Consider the following 15,955-nt stretch of genomic DNA (forward strand, 5'->3'; position numbering starts at 1 on the left):
CATGAAATACAAGCGACTGGGCCGCACCGGCCTGTATGTCTCCGAGCTGTGCCTCGGCACGATGACGCTGGGTGGCAATGCGGATGCCGGCATGTGGGCGGCGATCGGCACACTGGATCAGCGCGACGCGACCCGGCTGATTTCCCGTGCGCTGGACGCGGGCATCAACTTCATCGATACCGCCGACGTCTACTCGTTCGGCCAGTCCGAACGGCTCGTCGGACAGGCGCTCCGGGACCTCGGCGTCCCGCGCAGCGAGATCGTGCTGGCGACCAAGACGGCCGGCGCGATAGGCCCGAAGCCCAACGACCAGGGCGCGTCGCGCGGCCACATCATGGATTCCGTGCAGCGCAGCCTGGAACGTCTTCAGGTCGACCATATCGACCTTTACCAGATACACGCCAACGATTCCGTCACGCCGGTCGAAGAGACGTTGCGGGCGCTCGACGACCTGACGCGCCAGGGGCTGGTTCGCTACGTGGGCGTCTCGAACTGGCGCGCCGGAAAAATCGGCAAGGCGCTCGGCCTCAGCCAGGCGCTCCATGCGACGCGCTTCGAGACGCTGCAGGCCTACTATTCGATCGCCGGACGCGACGTGGAGCGCGAACTGGTGCCGCTCGCGATCGACGAGCAGGTGGGGTTGCTGGTCTGGTCGCCGCTCGCAGGCGGGCTGCTGTCGGGGAAGTTCGGTCCCGATGCGCCCACCGAGGAGGGCGCGCGACGCAGCCATTTCGACTTTCCGCCGGTCGACCTCGAGCGCGCGTGGCAGTGCGTTGCCGCGATGCGTTCGATCGCCGACGCGCATGGGGTGTCGGTTGCCCGGATCGCGCTCGCGTGGTTGCTCGCGAAGCCGCACGTCACGAGCGTCATCGTCGGCGCCAAACGGGTCGAGCAGCTCGAAGACAATCTCGGCGCGGTCGATGTCGTGCTGAGCGGGGACGAGCTTGCGTGTCTGGACACCGTGAGTGCGTTGTCGCCGAGCTATCCCGGCTGGATGATCGAGCGTCAGGACGCGGGCAGGGTGCCGCGGGCTTTTATGGGCGTCGCGTTGAAATGAGAAGGTGACGTCACGTTCGAGGCCAGTGGGGGCGAAACCGCATGGTGTCGAATGTGAGGGGCAGGCCGGCTGGAAGGCGACGCTTACGAGCGGTTGCTGCCGGCCACGAACGGCCGTTCGACACAGCTTTTTAGATCGTCGACAATCGGTGCGGATAAGGGCGTAGCCTTTAGCGGTTACCGTCGATCAGATCGTTCAGCAGCGCATCGAACGCGGCCTGTGCGTCTTCAAGTTCCTGCAGGGCGGCATCAAAGGTTTGCAGCGCGAACGGCGAAGGCTCGCCGCTGCCTTGCGGCGGGAATTGCTTCTGCATCGAGGCGAACGTACTCTGCACGCGCAGCGTGGCGGCCACCATGCGCTCCATCGCCTCGGTTTCTTCGGCTCGGGCCTGTTCCGGATTCATTCCTCTCTCCTTGGATGGTTTTCTTGAAGACCAGATCGTACACGCTGTGTCCGTTCTTGCCGCCTTTGGCAGAACGACTCCGTTGAAGGTTCCAACGGCACGCTGCGGGAGAAGCGATTTAATCGGGAATGATTCCGCAGTCGCGCCGAGGCCAAGATACTCATCGAGCGTGGCTATAAAATCCCGCCGCAGGTCGCAACGATTGGCCGCTTTGGATAAATCTGAAGGGCCGTTCTGGGTCGACAGTCGCCCCTCACACAAGCCGGTAACAGAGCGGAAGCGATCGACCGACGCAAGTTCGAAGCTCGTAGACCAATCACACAGTCGCGCCCTGCCGACCACCACCTATCATGAAGAACTGGCGGCCTCTGCGTTCCGAGGCAAGGACACTCACGAGCACATCCTTGGCGGCGTCCCGAAGTCATCGAGCCGGGCGACCGCGAGCTTGCTCCACGACACGCATGAAACGGAGGCATCCCATGCAGGAAGAGGGCATACGCGAAGCGCTGAATGCGCACTGGCAGGCGTCGGCGGCCGGTGATCTCGAAGCGGAGCACGATATTTACGATGACGATGTCGTCTGCGACTATCCGCAGTCAGGGGAACGCATCCTGGGACGCGTGAATTTGCAGGCACTGCGCGGTCATCATCCCGGCAAGCCGGCAGGTTTCGACGTCAGGCGAATTCAAGGGGAGGGCAATCTATGGGTCACGGAATATTCGATCACCTATAACGGCCGGCCGACTTGCACGGTCAGCATCATGGCGTTTCGCAACGGCAAGGTCGTTCACGAGACCCAGTATTTTTCCGATCCCTTCGATGCGCCGGATTGGCGGAGGCAATGGGTTCAGCAGATCGCGTGACAAGGCGCTGCGGCCGGACAAACCTACCCATGCCGCCGAGAACGACACGCGAGGCCACGCGGATGTTTCAGCGATGAACACATGCCGGCGCGCGGGCCGGCTGCATTCGTGTGTTGGAATTCGCGCCGATCCCTTGCCGCAGCAGGGACGGCGCGTGCAACCGGCTTACCGTCCCGATGTTTCAGCTTCGAGACGTCCTTCTTCCCACAGTGCCCAGAAACGGCTGCCGGCGCGATACGGATTCGCGCGTCGCGTGCCGTGATCGGCGACGCCCTGGCGGAACGCGCCGTACAGCGTCAGCGGCGGATTGTCGATGCAGGCGGCTTCGCGTGCGGCCGGCACGCGGCGTTCGGACACGAGCCGGCGGATCAGCGATGCGCCGTCGATCACATCCAGTTCGTCGACGGTTTCGCTGCGGCTGAGGACTTCGACGGTATTCATGTTGGGTCTCCCTGACAACCTGTTTCCCTGACAGGGAGCAATAAGAGTGCCAACCACGAAAAGCCTTGCGCTGCGTCGATCGTGCCGGCTTCTGCGGCCAACGTGACGCGCGGCAAGCAGCGATGTTACGGAACACGTCACGTGACACGCGCATGCGCGACGCCACGTGCGAACGCGCAAGGCGTTTCGGAATTGAATCGCCGGGAGGATGCGGCAGGCAGGGAAGAGACGAAGCGGCAGCGGGCGGCGCGTGCGTCGCCGGGTCAGCTCGCGGTGGCCGGCGCCAAGCGGCGGCTGCCGCTCGAGTAGAAGCAGTAGATGCCCTTGCCGGCGGACTTCGCGTCGTACAGTGCGCTGTCGGCCTGGCGGATCAGGTCGTCGGGCGAGCCGTGTCCGTCGTCGAGCGCGATGCCGATGCTGATGCCGATGCAGACGGTCTCGCCGATCGACAGCGCGTACGGCGCCGAGATCTGCCGGATGATCCGCGCGGCGAGGATCGAGCATGCCTGCATCGTCGTGTCGTCGATCGCAACGACGAACTCGTCGCCGCCGATGCGCGCCGCGAGCTCGCCGGGCGGCAGCGTCTTGCCGAGCCGCTCGGCGACCTGCGTGAGCACCTCGTCGCCGGCCTGGTGACCGAAGCGGTCGTTGATCGCCTTGAAGCCGTCGAGGTCGAGATACATGACGGCGAACGCGGAGCTCGGCAGGCGCGGCCGGCGCGCGAGCCTCCGCTTGAGCTCCGCATGCAGTTCGTGGCGGTTCGGCAAACCCGTCAGCGCGTCGTGCCGCGCGAGGTGCCGGATGTGCTGTTCGGCGCGGCGGCGCGTGGTGACATCCTCGACGATGATCACCGCATTGCCGTCCGGCACGCGATGGCGCGTCAGTTCGAGCTGGCGGCCGTCGTCGAGCACGATGTCGAATGGCACCGGTTCGACGCGGCGCAGCCACGCGTCGCATTGGGCGGCGAGCCCGTCGCCGGGACCGGTCACGGCGTTCGCGCCGAGCGCGGCAACGACGTCGGGCAGCGGCGTATCGAGCATGATTTCGCGCGGCGAGCCGAACAGCTGCGCGGTGCGCCGGTTCGCGACGATCACGCGGCTGTCGCCGTCGATCATGCACAGGCCGTGCGGCATGTAAGTGAGCGCGGCGTCGAAGTGCGCGACGAGTTCGGTGTTGCGCTGGCGTGCGGCGAGCAGCGCAACGAGCACGCGATAGTGGCGCTGGACGACCGTGCGCATCGCGGCGAGATAGATCGCGAGCGGCGGCAGCAGCAGCCACGCGCCCGACCGGTGAGCGAGCAGCGCGCCGACACCGATCGGCAGCACGCCGAGCGTGACCTGCGTCATCGCGAGCCGCGGCAGCGCCGAATTGCGCGACGCGATCCCGCCGAACACGCCGCCGGCGACCATCACCGACAGCGTGCCGAGCTCGACGTCGACGGCCTGCACGCAGCCCATCACGCCGAGGCCGAGCACGAAGCACGCGACGAGCGAGACGGGCGCATAGCGCAACGCCCAGTATTCGGCGCGGTCGTCGCCGGCGTTGCGCTGCTCGGTGTACGCGCGCGCGATCGCGAGCCTCGCGATGAGCAGGCCGAAGTCGACGATGAGCCAGGCGAGGCACCAGAACTGTTGCAGCCGCATCAGTGCAACGGCCGCGACGAAGCTGCTCGCGAGCCCGGACAGCGCCATCGGGCGCACGTCCTCGAACAGCGTCACGAGCATCGACGGGCGCAGCGCGGCCGTCACGCGGTGGTTGCCGGAGGCGGGAGTGGCGAGAACGGAGTTCAGGAGAAAGGTCCTGACTGCCATGGTTTTTGACCTCGACACGATGTCGCGATGGCCGGCGGCGCCCGCACGGCACGTGGCGGAAGCGCCGGCCCGGCCGGATGCGCACGACATTAACATGAAAAATGGACGGCGCGGCAGGGCGGGAGGACCCGATGCCGAGCCGGTCGCTGGTGGGCAACCACGCTGGCGAAAGGCTTGCGCATCCGTCGGCGCGGGGCTGCATCGTTGCGAACGGGGCGATACGTGGCGGCCGACCGGAGACCGGCCGCGATGCATGGCGCGCATGCCTGCCGCATGCCGTCGACACGTCCCGGGCCGGAGCGAACCGGGGTAAACCAGACGATGTGCACCATGCGACCACCCGCCGCAGGCCGGCTGAATCCCGTTATAAGAAATTCAATAAGTATTTCATGCGAGAAATACTATAGGCGATATATCGAAAACAATGCCAGAATGCGCGCCGCTCCGAACGTCGCGACACCCGATCGCCGTCCGAGCCGCATCAGGAGGTTCCCCCCAATGAAAAACCACGGCCTGTCACGGCGGGGTTTTCTGAAAGCCAGCGTGCTGGCGGGCGTCGCGGTGTATGTCGCGCCCATCGGCAGCCGCGCATTCGCGGCGCTCTTCGAAGAAAAACTCCTCACCCCTGTCAAATGGGATAGCGTCACCGGCATCCCCCAATTCCGCATCGACGGCATCGCGAAGGTCACGGGCTCGAAAGTGTTCGCCCGCGACGTGCGTGCCGCCGACATGCCGCACTGGCCGCAGCAGCAGTCGCATGCGCTGATCCTGCGCGTCACGCAGGCCGACCGCACGTACGAAGGTTTCGACCTGTCACTGCTCGGCGATGACCTGAAGCCGGACCGCGTGGTCACGGCCGACGATCTCGCGCGCGACGGCGTCGCGTTCCCGGCGTTCTACGGCGACGACATGCTGTTGCCGGCCGGCAAGACGCCCGCGTATCTCGGCCATGCGGTCGCGATCCTGATCTATCACGACTTCGCGCGCTTCCGCTTCGCGAAGAACGCGCTCAAGTTCCGCGACGACGTGATCCGCTACGGCGCGGTCACGGGCCCGCTCGAGCGCGACCCGTGGGGCACCTTCCGCTACGTGCGCGTGGGCGGCAAGACGGCCTATGACGACGACGTCTATTCGAGCCTGAAGGACGCGCCGATCTTCCCGAGCATGATGCGCAAGCACCTGCCGGTCTGGCCGGACGGCAAGGAGCACGGCAAGCTCGACGAGCAGGGCATGTTCCTGGCCGGGCAGATCGCCAGCGAGCTCGACCATCCGTCGGCCGACTGGCTCGTGTTCGATCGCGAATACAACACGCAGTCGGTCGACACGGCCGCACTCGAACCCGACAACGCGAACTGCTGGTACGACGCCGCGACGCAGTCGCTGCACCTCGTGGTGCCGACGCAGTCGCCGCTCGAAGTGTCGGAGAACGCGGCCGCGATGGTCGCGAAATGCCGCTTCCCGGTGAAGAAGCTGTTCGTGCATCCGTGCTACACGGTCGGCTACGGCTCGAAGGATCACTTCAACGTGCCGTTCTACGGCCTCGTCTGCGCGTTGTACGCGGACGGCCGTCCGGTGCGTTTCGCGAACGACCGCTACGAGCAGTTCCAGACGTCGCTGAAGCGTCACGCGTTCAAGATGCACTACCGGATCGCGGTCGACCGCAACACGGGCCTGCTGCAGTCGTTCAAGGGCGACTTCGAGGCGAACGGCGGCGGACGTTCGAACTTCTCGCCGTCGGTCGCGATGGTCGGCGCCACGGCCGCGCAATCGATCTACTACTTCCCGAAGAGCGACCTGGCCGCGGTCGCGATCGCGTCGCGCGCGATCGACGCCGGTTCGGCACGCGGCTACGGCACGCTGCAGAGCATGGCCGCGACCGAGATGGCGGTCGACGAGATCGCCGCGCAGCTGAACCTCGATCCGATCGATTTCCGTCTGCGCAACGCGCTGCGTTCGGGGATGAAGAACACGCAGGGTGCGATTCCCGCCGGCGCGCTGCGCGTCGACGAGGTGCTGGAGCGCGCGAAGCAGCATCCGCTGTGGACGCATCGTGTTGCGCGCAAGGCCGAATTCGAGGCCGCGAACCCGGGCAAGCGCTACGGCGTCGGCTTCGCGTGCGTGCAGAAGGATTTCGGCACGGGCGCGGAAGCGTCGTTCGCGAAGATCGAGTTCGACGAGAACGGCAAGGTGTCGCTGCAGCACACGGCTGCCGAGATCGGCACCGGGATGTCGACGTCGCAGGCCGTCGCGGTCGCGAAATGGCTAGGCCGTCCGGCAACGGAAGTGCGGGTGGCCGTGACCGAATGGCCCGACCTGCCGGTCGAGACGAGCGGCGACCCGTACCTGATGTCGCAGGCCGACCAGGATCGCCTGAGCGCGAACCCGCGCTGGTCGCCGGGCTATGCGTCGCCGTCGAGCGCGACGAACTCCGCGTACTACTTCACGCACAGCACGCGCGAAGCCGCACGGGCGGTATTCCGCTACGGCCTGTGGCCGGCCGCGATGTCGATCTGGACGCGCGGCCTCGGCGGCGGCCAGGCCGCGCCGTACACGATCCGCATCGAGGATGCGCGCTGGGTCGACGGCAAGCTGACTGCCGACGGCCTCGAGCCGCTGACGTTCGAACAGCTCGCGAAGCAGGCGCATGCGCTCGGCCTGCCGACCGGCGCCGTCGTGCACGTGTTCAACCGCTGGCAGTGGACCGACGCCGAGTTCGACGTGGGCGGCACGGTCGAACGTTTGCCGATCGACGGGCTGTCGCTGCGTATCGGCGCGCCGAAGACGGGCGCCGACGACGGCCCGGTGCCGGGCACCGCCGCGCCGGCCGGCGCGACCGCGATGCGCGGCACGCTGGCGCCGACCGCGAACGGCTACCGCGTGCTGGACCGCAAGCGCGTGTTCATCCCGCCGACGAGCCGCAACAACGCGGCCGTCACGTACTACACGGCGGTCGGCACGCTCGTCGAGCTGGCCGTGCACGAAGCGACCGGCAAGGTCGAACTGCTGACGCACCACTCGATCATGGAGTGCGGCAACCAGATTTCGCCGCAGCTCGTGTCGGGCCAGTTGCAGGGCGGCCTCGCGATGGGCATCGGCCATGCGCTGCACGAGTACCTGCCGCTCTACGAGGACGGCCCCGGCAACGGCACGTGGAACTTCAACCGCTACCAGCTGCCGCGCGCGTCCGACGTCGCCGTGTGGACGCAGACGGGCGACGTGCTGCCGCCGCTGTCCGAGACCGATCCGCCGAAGGGCGTCGCCGAAGTGGTGATGATCCCCGTCGTCGGCGCGATCGTGAACGGCATCGCGCATGCGATCGGCCATCGTTTCACCGATTTGCCGGTGACCCCGCAAAAGATCCAGGAGGTGCTCGCATGACGACCGCCCAAACCGCGGCTTCGGCCGCGAGCGCCAGCGCGGCTGCGACCGGCGCTTCCGCGCCGGCGGCGGCTTCGGCCGCACCGGCATCCGTTCCTTCCGCGCCGGCATCGGCTCCGGCCGCCATCGAGCGTCCACTCGTCCGGTTCCAGCAGAAGCCGCTGTCGGTGAACATCAACGGCAAGTCCGTCGGCCCGATGCGGGTGCCGGAAGGGCTGATGATGATCGAGTTCCTGCACGAGTACGCAGGCCTCACCGGTTCGCGGCTCGGCTGCGGGCAGGGCGTCTGCCACGCGTGCGTCGTGATCGTCGACAAGCCGGACGGCACGAGCGAGGAAATGCGCACCTGCATCACCGGCGCGCACTTCTTCCACGGCCGTTCGATCCGCACGATCGAAGGCCACGCGAAGCGCAACGAAGCCGGCGAAGTGGTCGAGCTGTCGCCGATCCAGCAGAAGTTCCTCGAGCACTTCAGCTTCCAGTGCGGCTACTGCACGCCGGGCTTCGTCAACGCGGCGACCGTGCTGATCGAACGCCTGAAGCGCGAGCCGGTCGCGAAGGCCGACGTCGAACGCACGATCACCGATGCGCTCGACGCGCACCTCTGCCGCTGCACGGGCTATGTCCGTTACTACGCAGCCGTGAAGGACGTGATCTTGACGACGCCGGGACTCGTGAAGGAGTCCGCATGAAGCGCACACTCGCTCATCGTGTTGCGCGGGCTGCGGGCCTGCCCGCGCTCGCCGCGGCCTGCGCGCTGCTGCTCGCCGCGTGCGGCGGCCACGACGCGCCGGCTCCGAACGCGGCTTCCGGCGCGCCCGGCGCAGACCAGGTCGCGCGCGGCCGCTATCTCGTCAAGGCCGCCGACTGCGCGGCGTGCCACACCGCGAAGGACGGCGCGCCGTTCGCCGGCGGTGCGGCGCTCGAATCGCCGTTCGGCACGTTCTACGGCTCGAACATCACGCCCGACAAGGATCACGGGATCGGCAGCTGGAGCGCGGACGATTTCTACGCCGCGCTGCACGACGGCAAGGCGCCGGGCAAGCGCCTGTATCCGTCGATGCCGTACACGTCGTACCGGCAGCTCACGCGTGCCGACGCCGACGCGATGTACGCGTACCTGATGACGGTCAAGCCCGTCGCACAGGAAAACCGCGCGCACGACCTGAAGTTCCCGTACAACCTACGCTTCGGCATGGTGTTCTGGGACATGGTGTTCCTGAAGGACAGCCTGCCGGATGCGTCGGCCGGACGATCCGCCGACTGGCAGCGCGGCCGCTATCTCGCGGGCGCGCTCGGCCACTGCGCGGAATGCCACACGCCGCGCGCATTCACGGGCCAGCTCGACGGTGCGAAGCCGTTCGCCGGTGCCGCGCTCGGCCGCGTGGCGGCGCCCGACATCACGCCGGCGGGCCTCGCCGCGCGCGGCTGGACGGGCACCGACCTGCAGGCGTTCTTCGGTGTCGGCATCGCGCCGCAGGGCTCGGCGTTCGGCGAGATGTATCCGGTCGTGCACCTGAGCACGCAATACCTGGCGAAGGACGACCTGCGCGCGCTGTCGGTGTACCTGCTTGGCGACACGCCGCCCGCGCCGCAACCGGTGAAGCCGGTATCGGCCGATGCCGCGCAGCTCGCGGCCGGCCGGTCGGTGTATCTCGCGGTGTGTGCTGGCTGTCACGGCTTCAACGGCGAAGGCAAGCCGCACGTGGCCGTGCCGATGAACGGCAACTCGACGGTCCGTCAGGGCGATCCGCGCAACCTGCTGGTCGCGATGCTCGACGGCATCGGCGAGCAGAAGTTCGCCGGTTTCGAGAACCTGCAGCCGATGCCGGGCTTCGCGCACACGCTGAGCGACGACGAGCTTGCGCAGCTCTCGAACTACCTGCGCGCGACGTGGGGCGGCCAGCCCGCGAGCGTCACGCCGGCCGACGTGAAGGCGATGCGTTAAGTCGTGCCGCGGGGCGGGGCGTCGTGCGCGAGGCAGCCGGTTTCCGGCGCTTGCGCGCGATGCACCGCGCTGCATTATTCGGTGGCGCTTCAGTAGCCGCCACCCCCTCCGCCACCCCCTCCACTGCCTCCCGAGCCGCCGCCGTACCGGCTCATGCTCGGCCCTTGCGACACGCCGCTGCCGGACGACGAACATCCCGCCGTCAGCGCGAGCACCAGTGCCGCGATCAGCGCCGCGGCCAACGTTGCCGATTTCATTGCAATCTCCTTGCAGCGCGCAGGCCGCACGAAAAGGCGGTTCGCATGAACCGCGCGACTGCGCGATGACGAAACGCGGCGGGCCGGCCGTTTATTCCATGCTTTTTGCGTATCGCCATGCGAGAAGGGGCCGGAATCGAGGCATGGCGCGGCGACTTGGTACACTCCAGCACGCCATTCCGATTCCGACTACAGAAAAATGAGTACTACCGTCGAGCGCCCGGAGCGCCATTCGTCGCGCATGCCCAGTCGTGCCGTGTTCGGCTGTCTGACGTTCGCCATCGGCGGCCCGCTGGTCGCGTCGCTCGTCTGGCCGGCGGTGATGCTGATCGCATGGACGTTGATCGACGGCCCGTCATGGGACGTGCTGAAAGTCAGCGCAGGCATGGTGCCGCTGATCTTCTTTGCGTCGTTTCTGTTCGGCTATTTCCTGCCCGCGATGGTGACCGGCGGCATCCTGGGCGCGATCGGCACGCGCATCCGGCGGCGCTGGTTCGTGTTGCTGGGCTCGCTCGCGGGCGCCGGCACGATGATCGGCTACGTGCTGCTCGTCGCCTGGATGCTCAAGTCGGACAAGGTGGGCGATATCAACGCGATCGCAATGCTCGATGCAATCGTGACGTCCGCGGTGCTGTCGCATTGGCTGCATCGGCGGCTCGAACGCCGGCGTTGAGTGCGGTGCGCCGCGCATCGCGCGCTTGACCGACGAGCGAGCACGATCCGGCAGACCGGACGGCAATGCGCGGCCGTGACGACGGTCAACGGCCTGCGTGACTTTCCCTCATGCGGAGGCCGCCGTCGCGGCGGCAGCAGATCAACGATAGACGAGATCGGCGCGACGGTTCTGCGCCCACGCATCCTCGTCATGACCGAGCGCGACCGGTTTTTCCTTGCCGAGACTGACGGCCTCGAGCTGCGTCGCCGGCACGCCGAGCGTCTGGAGCGCGCTGAACACCGCCTGCGAGCGGCGCTGGCCGAGCGCGAGGTTGTATTCCGACGTGCCGCGTTCGTCGGTGTTGCCCTGGATCAGCACATGCCGTGCCGGATGGCTGCGCAGGTAATCGGCGTGCGCCTGCAGCAGCGACTGGAACTCGGGCTTCACGCTGTACTGGTCGAAGTCGAAATAGATGCTGCGCTTCGCGAGCGGGCTGTTCGGATTGTCGAGATCGTCGGCCGTCACCGTTGCGACGGCTTCGCTCGACGGCGTCGGCGGCGTGCCGGCGTTTTCGGGCGTTTTCGCCGCATTGTGGCAACCGGCCAGTAGTACGAAGGTTGCCAGGACCGCAAACCGGTTCATTTTGCTCATCGTTCTTCTCCAGCGGTTGATTGCGTTGAAAGCGTGGCGCATGCCATCGGCACGCGCGTATCCGGCCGCAATGGCGCGAAAAGTCCGGCTCCGTCGACGTGATGCGTGTTCGTAAGCCGGCGGTGCGCCATATGAAAGAGTGTTGCGTCCGGAGCGCCGAAATACGGCGCCGCTGCAAACAGATTAGGAAAAATGTCACATCGCGACCAGTTTCTTCGCATTTTTTGCGCGGACGCGACAGTCGGGCAGGCATTCTTGCTCCCGACGCCGGCATGCGGTCCGGGCTGCCACGGCAAAAAGGCCGCGCACGGGCGCGGCCTGATGGGGGCGAGTCGCGACGATCGCGCGGCGCGCCGTCAGAACTTGTGCCGCAGCCCCAGCGCGACGACCACCTGGTTGCTGTTCGCCGAAGGCGTCAGCGTCCAGACGGACGCATTGAACGCCGGAATGCCGTTGCCGCCGCTCACGCTCTGGTAAACGCCTTCGAGATACGCGTCGGTGCGTTTCGACAGCGCGTAGTCGGCCTGCGCGACGACCTGGTTCCATTTCGGGCGCGTCTGGCCCGTGCGTGCGTCGAAGCGGCCCATCGTGTACGTGTACGCGGCGGCGACGCTCAACGCGCGCGTGACGAAGTAGCGCCCGTCGACCGTGAAGTTGTCGAATACCAGCGATTCGCCCTTCAGCGGCGCGATGTTGCCGCCCTGGAGCACGCCCGTCACGCCGTCGGTGGTCGAGTGCGACCATGCGGCGCCGACCGAATGCGGGCCGAACGCATAGCGGCCGGCCATGGCCCAGATCTGCTGGTTGCCGCCCGTGATCGTCGCCGATCCGTCGACCGTGCTCAGCGCACCGTCCGGGTTCGGCGAGTTGCGGTCGCGGCTGATCTTCAGGTAGCCGGCGCCGAGCTTCAGCGGCCCGTTCGCATACGACACGCCCGCGCTCAACGCCGCGTTGTTCGCGAACTGGCCGGCCGTGTTCGAGAAGCCGACCATCGCGCCGAACGTCAGCCCGCGAACCGTCGGGCTCGTGTACTTCACCGCATTGTTGATGCGGATGTTGCGGTTCGAATCGTCGTTGTCGTACGGATGGACCGCGAGATTGCCGCCCCAGCCGGGGCCGGACGCGCCGAGCGGCGTCACGAAATCGAGGATCAGGTCGTACTGGCGGCCGAAGGTGAGCGTGCCGGCCGTCTTCGAGCTCACACCGACCCACGCCTGACGGCCGAACATGTCGACGCCTTTCTGCGACAGCTTGCCGTTCGTGCCCGAGAAGCCGTTCTCGAGCGCGAAGACCGCGGCCATTCCGCCGCCGAGATCTTCGCGGCCGCGCAGCCCCCAGCGCGACGCGTTCAGCGCACCGCTCGTCAGCGCGACGGTGCCGCAGCCGGGCGAGCCCGCGCCGTGCGTGCGCTGGTTGGTCGCATAGGTGATCGAGGTATCGATCAGGCCGTAGAGCGTCACGCTGCTCTGTGCGTGCGCGATGCCCGGTGCGATGCCGGTCAGGCATGCGGCAATGACGGTCCCCGCGACGCGTGCGCCGGCATGCTTGTTCATCTGGTAGGAATGCATAGGATTTTTTATCGTTGGCCCGGCACGATGGCGGGCGGGTCGCGTCGCCGGACTGGCCGACGGATCGAGCGGCCATTATTGGAGATCGTGCGGCCGTCGATTAAGGCGTTGCACAGGAAAGGTCCTGTGCGGAATCGAGCAGAATCGAGGGGAGGGGAGAAGCCGGCCGTCGTTCAGCCGGCCGGTGCTTGCGGTGGGCGATGTCGCGGCCAGTGGCTGCTGCCTGCTGTCCGCGACACCGGTCTGGCCGTGGTCAGTGCGGCGCCACCAGGCGCGGATCGATGTACGCGTCGATGTCCTGCGACTGCTTGTACACGCCGTTGCGCACGTTGAACGCATTCGCGTTGTGCGTCGAGCCGTAGATCGAATCCAGCCCGTCGCCCTTGCGGAACGCGCGCTTCGCGGCAGCCTCGTCGAGCAGGTGCGTGCCCTTCAGCAGCGGCAGGTATTGCTCGGGCGCGAGCCCGACGCGTGCCGACATGATCCTGACCGCGTCGGCCTGCGTCTTCGGATCGTTGATGTACGCGACGCAGCGATACCAGACCTTGATCACCTTGGCCCAGTCGGCCCGGCGCGCGGCAAGGCTCGCGGGCGCGACCGTGATCGCATCGTAGATCAGCCCCGGTGCATCGGCCGACGTGAAGATCGCGCGTGCGCCCGGTGCGCGCTTCAGCGCCTCGCCCGCGTTCGGCTGCCAGGCGGCGACCGCGGCGATGTCGGCCGACGAGCCGAGCACCTGCGGCAGCTCGTTGGTCTTCGCATTGACCAGCGTCACGTCGCCGTCCTTCAGGCCGTGCTTCTGCAGCGCGGTTTCGAGCAGCAGGTGATCGACGAGGCCGAGTTCGACGCCGACCTTCTTGCCCTTCAGCGCCTCGACGCTGCGCAGCGGCGGCTTCGCGACGATCATGTCGTTGCCGGCGGAATAGTCGGTCAGCAGGATCATCACGTTCTTCGCGCCGGACGCGCCCGTCACGAGCGCATCGCCGTTGGTGGCCGCGACCGCGTCGAGCTTGCCCGCGGAAAACGCGTCGAGCGACGCCGAGTAATCGAACCATTCGAAATCGACGTCGACGCCGGCCTCCTTGAACCAGCCCTTGTCGAGCGCGACCTGGAACGCGACCCAGCCGGGCCAGTCGCTATAGCCGATCTTCAGCGGCGCGGCCGCGTGCGCGACGGGTGCCGCGAGCAGCGTCGCGGCCGTGGCGGCGGCGCCGAGTGCATGACGGAGGGAACGGAAGGACAGCAGGCGGCGAAGCGCCGGGGCGGGACGGGTCATCGTGTTTCTCCAGGAGACCGGGATCGGGATCGTCGATACGGACCGTGCCTGAGCACGGTCCGGCCGCGTGGCCGGTTCCTGCGGATGCGGAACGAACGAAACGGCCACGGAGAGGCGCGACGGCCGTTGCCATCGCCAATCTCCCGGGCTTTTGTCCCGCCGTGTAGCGCGTGCGTGCCCGCTCTCGCGATCGGGCAAACACGTGCCGGGCTGCTCTCGGACCAGACGTTCGATGAACCGGAACCCTAGCACCCCTAAGATGCGACGCCGCCGCACCTCTCGGCGTCATGCCGAGCGAGAACCGTGCCAACGACGTGCGACGGGGGTGGTTCAGCGTCGGCGCGCGGCGCGCTGCAGCTCGATGAAGCGGGCGGAGAAGAGGGCGGTCAGCACGCGCCGGAGCAGGTCGAGCTTGTTCATGAACGATGGCATATCGAGTGAGTGTGCCTCCGTCGATGCAATGCCCGTGCCACTGCGGATCGTGCCGTGCCTGCGCGTGCGGCACGCACTGCAGCGGTGCGGGATCGCGTTCGCTTGGTGCGCCGCACGCCCGCGGCGCGGGCAAGCGGCCGCCGCAATGTCGTGCACGCAGCGCGCCCGCACGCCGCCGCACCGCGTTGTGCGGCCATTCCGTCGACGCTGGCACGCAACTCGCTTAATCATTGCCCGAGAGGTGCGAAGCAATTTGCATCATCTTCAGGATCGCTAGGGTTCCGGTCGTGCGGCGTTCGTGCCGTGCGATGCCTGGTCCGAGAGCAATCCGGTCTTGCCTTCGCCTCGATTCGAGGAAACGGCGAGGCTCCACGGAGGGATAAAAGCCCGGGAGGTCGCGATGTCGTTCGGTCGCCCTCTCACGCCTTTTATCCAACCGACCACGGAGCCGCCATGTCGCCGAGCCCCCAAGCCGTCCTCGCCCCACCGCCGCACGTCGCGTGGGAAACGCTGATTCCCGCCGGAACCCACTGGTCCGGCATCCTGCGCCGCGGCCTCGCGCTGCGCATCGTCGATATCGAAGGCGGCGCGAATCTGTCCGCCGTGTTTCATCGCCAGGAAGACCCGCTCGAGCGCTACAACATGGCCGATACGCTGAAGGCGCAGCACACCGCGCATCTCACGCGCGGCCATGCGCTGTACACGGACATGGGGCGCGTGATCGCGTCGATCACGGCCGACACGCTCGGCTGGCACGACCCGCTCGGCGGCGTCGGCGACGCGCGCCTGTTCGCGCACAAGTACGGCACGACGACGTATCAGGCCGATCGCAACGCGATGATCCGCAACGGCCGCGACAGCCTCGTGCTCGAACTCGCGAAATACGGGCTGTCGGCGCGCGACCTCGTTGCGAACGTCAATTTCTTCAGCAAGCTCGAGACGCGCGACGACGGCGCGCTCGACTTCGTCCCCGGACATTCGACGGCCGGCAGTGCCGTCGACCTGCGCTTCGAGATGAATACGCTCGCGGCATTCTCGACCGCGCCGCATCCGCTCGATCCACGCGCGGACTATGCGCCGAAGCCGGTGAAGCTGATCGCGTACCGCGCGTATCCGGCGGACGGCGCCGCGCCCGAAGACGATCCGTGCCGGCGCGCGTGCGCCGAGAACACGCGCGGCTTCATCAACACCGACCGCCTGTTCGCATAAGGAGCC

14 protein-coding genes and 2 riboswitches are annotated in these 15,955 nt (G+C 67.3%); of the genes, 7 read left to right on the forward strand and 7 right to left on the reverse strand.

The window, feature by feature from the left end:
* The first annotated feature begins 1 nt into the window (after position 1).
* Positions 2-1,057: an aldo/keto reductase gene (locus AC5LXX_RS23165; protein WP_493413338.1), complete on the forward strand. Its 1,056-nt coding sequence runs from the start codon at positions 2-4 to the stop codon at positions 1,055-1,057.
* A gap of 169 nt (positions 1,058-1,226) precedes the next feature.
* Here the strand turns inward: AC5LXX_RS23165 and AC5LXX_RS23170 are convergent, their stop codons facing one another.
* The gene (locus AC5LXX_RS23170) at positions 1,227-1,460 is read right to left on the reverse strand and encodes a hypothetical protein (RefSeq protein WP_006487081.1); all 234 of its coding nucleotides are present in this window, start codon (positions 1,458-1,460) and stop codon (positions 1,227-1,229) included.
* Between the two features lie 479 nt (positions 1,461-1,939).
* Here AC5LXX_RS23170 and AC5LXX_RS23175 point away from each other — a divergent pair, with 479 nt between their 5' ends.
* Positions 1,940-2,323, forward strand: coding sequence for a nuclear transport factor 2 family protein (locus AC5LXX_RS23175; RefSeq protein WP_493413339.1), 384 nt, complete (start codon positions 1,940-1,942; stop codon positions 2,321-2,323).
* A 165-nt stretch (positions 2,324-2,488) separates the two neighbouring features.
* On the opposite strand, the gene AC5LXX_RS23180 is transcribed toward AC5LXX_RS23175, so the two are convergent.
* Complete coding sequence (locus tag AC5LXX_RS23180; protein WP_493405429.1) at positions 2,489-2,764, reverse strand: hypothetical protein; 276 nt, start codon at positions 2,762-2,764, stop codon at positions 2,489-2,491.
* A gap of 263 nt (positions 2,765-3,027) precedes the next feature.
* The gene (locus AC5LXX_RS23185; RefSeq protein ID WP_493413340.1) at positions 3,028-4,575 is read right to left on the reverse strand and encodes a diguanylate cyclase domain-containing protein; all 1,548 of its coding nucleotides are present in this window, start codon (positions 4,573-4,575) and stop codon (positions 3,028-3,030) included.
* Positions 4,576-5,073: 498 nt separating this feature from the next.
* On the opposite strand from AC5LXX_RS23185, the gene AC5LXX_RS23190 reads away from it, so the two are divergent.
* From AC5LXX_RS23190 to AC5LXX_RS23200, 3 genes are read left to right on the forward strand one after another with little or no spacing between them, the layout of a single operon-like run.
* Positions 5,074-7,953 carry a xanthine dehydrogenase family protein molybdopterin-binding subunit gene (locus AC5LXX_RS23190; protein WP_493413341.1) on the forward strand — a complete coding sequence of 960 codons (2,880 nt, stop codon included), beginning with the start codon at positions 5,074-5,076 and terminating at the stop codon, positions 7,951-7,953.
* Complete coding sequence (locus AC5LXX_RS23195; protein WP_493413342.1) at positions 7,950-8,645, forward strand: (2Fe-2S)-binding protein; 696 nt, start codon at positions 7,950-7,952, stop codon at positions 8,643-8,645. The genes AC5LXX_RS23190 and AC5LXX_RS23195 overlap by 4 nt, the downstream gene beginning before the upstream one ends.
* Positions 8,642-9,901, forward strand: a complete 1,260-nt coding sequence (locus AC5LXX_RS23200) for a c-type cytochrome (protein WP_493413343.1) — start codon at positions 8,642-8,644, stop codon at positions 9,899-9,901. The genes AC5LXX_RS23195 and AC5LXX_RS23200 overlap by 4 nt, the downstream gene beginning before the upstream one ends.
* An 89-nt stretch (positions 9,902-9,990) precedes the next feature.
* On the opposite strand, the gene AC5LXX_RS23205 is transcribed toward AC5LXX_RS23200, so the two are convergent.
* Positions 9,991-10,158, reverse strand: coding sequence for a hypothetical protein (locus tag AC5LXX_RS23205; RefSeq protein ID WP_493413344.1), 168 nt, complete (start codon positions 10,156-10,158; stop codon positions 9,991-9,993).
* A 199-nt stretch (positions 10,159-10,357) separates the two neighbouring features.
* On the opposite strand from AC5LXX_RS23205, the gene AC5LXX_RS23210 reads away from it, so the two are divergent.
* The gene (locus AC5LXX_RS23210) at positions 10,358-10,831 is read left to right on the forward strand and encodes a hypothetical protein (protein WP_493413345.1); all 474 of its coding nucleotides are present in this window, start codon (positions 10,358-10,360) and stop codon (positions 10,829-10,831) included.
* A gap of 141 nt (positions 10,832-10,972) precedes the next feature.
* On the opposite strand, the gene pal is transcribed toward AC5LXX_RS23210, so the two are convergent.
* The 3 genes from pal to AC5LXX_RS23225 all read right to left on the reverse strand — a co-directional run bounded on the left by pal (position 10,973) and on the right by AC5LXX_RS23225 (position 14,308).
* A complete protein-coding gene (gene pal / locus AC5LXX_RS23215) occupies positions 10,973-11,464 on the reverse strand; it encodes a peptidoglycan-associated lipoprotein Pal (protein ID WP_124447421.1) in 492 nt (163 codons plus the stop codon).
* A 356-nt stretch (positions 11,465-11,820) separates the two neighbouring features.
* Positions 11,821-13,032: a porin gene (locus AC5LXX_RS23220; protein ID WP_493413346.1), complete on the reverse strand. Its 1,212-nt coding sequence runs from the start codon at positions 13,030-13,032 to the stop codon at positions 11,821-11,823.
* A gap of 253 nt (positions 13,033-13,285) precedes the next feature.
* Complete coding sequence (locus AC5LXX_RS23225) at positions 13,286-14,308, reverse strand: ABC transporter substrate-binding protein (RefSeq protein ID WP_493413347.1); 1,023 nt, start codon at positions 14,306-14,308, stop codon at positions 13,286-13,288.
* 138 nt (positions 14,309-14,446) lie between these two features.
* Positions 14,447-14,568: riboswitch (guanidine-I (ykkC/yxkD leader) on the reverse strand.
* A 434-nt stretch (positions 14,569-15,002) separates the two neighbouring features.
* Positions 15,003-15,136, forward strand: a riboswitch (guanidine-I (ykkC/yxkD leader).
* 57 nt (positions 15,137-15,193) lie between these two features.
* Here AC5LXX_RS23225 and AC5LXX_RS23230 point away from each other — a divergent pair.
* Positions 15,194-15,949 (forward strand): urea amidolyase associated protein UAAP1, encoded by a 756-nt coding sequence (locus AC5LXX_RS23230; RefSeq protein WP_493413348.1) that lies wholly within the window; start codon positions 15,194-15,196, stop codon positions 15,947-15,949.
* Positions 15,950-15,955 lie beyond the last annotated feature (6 nt).

This window comes from Burkholderia torrens (assembly GCF_984668525.1).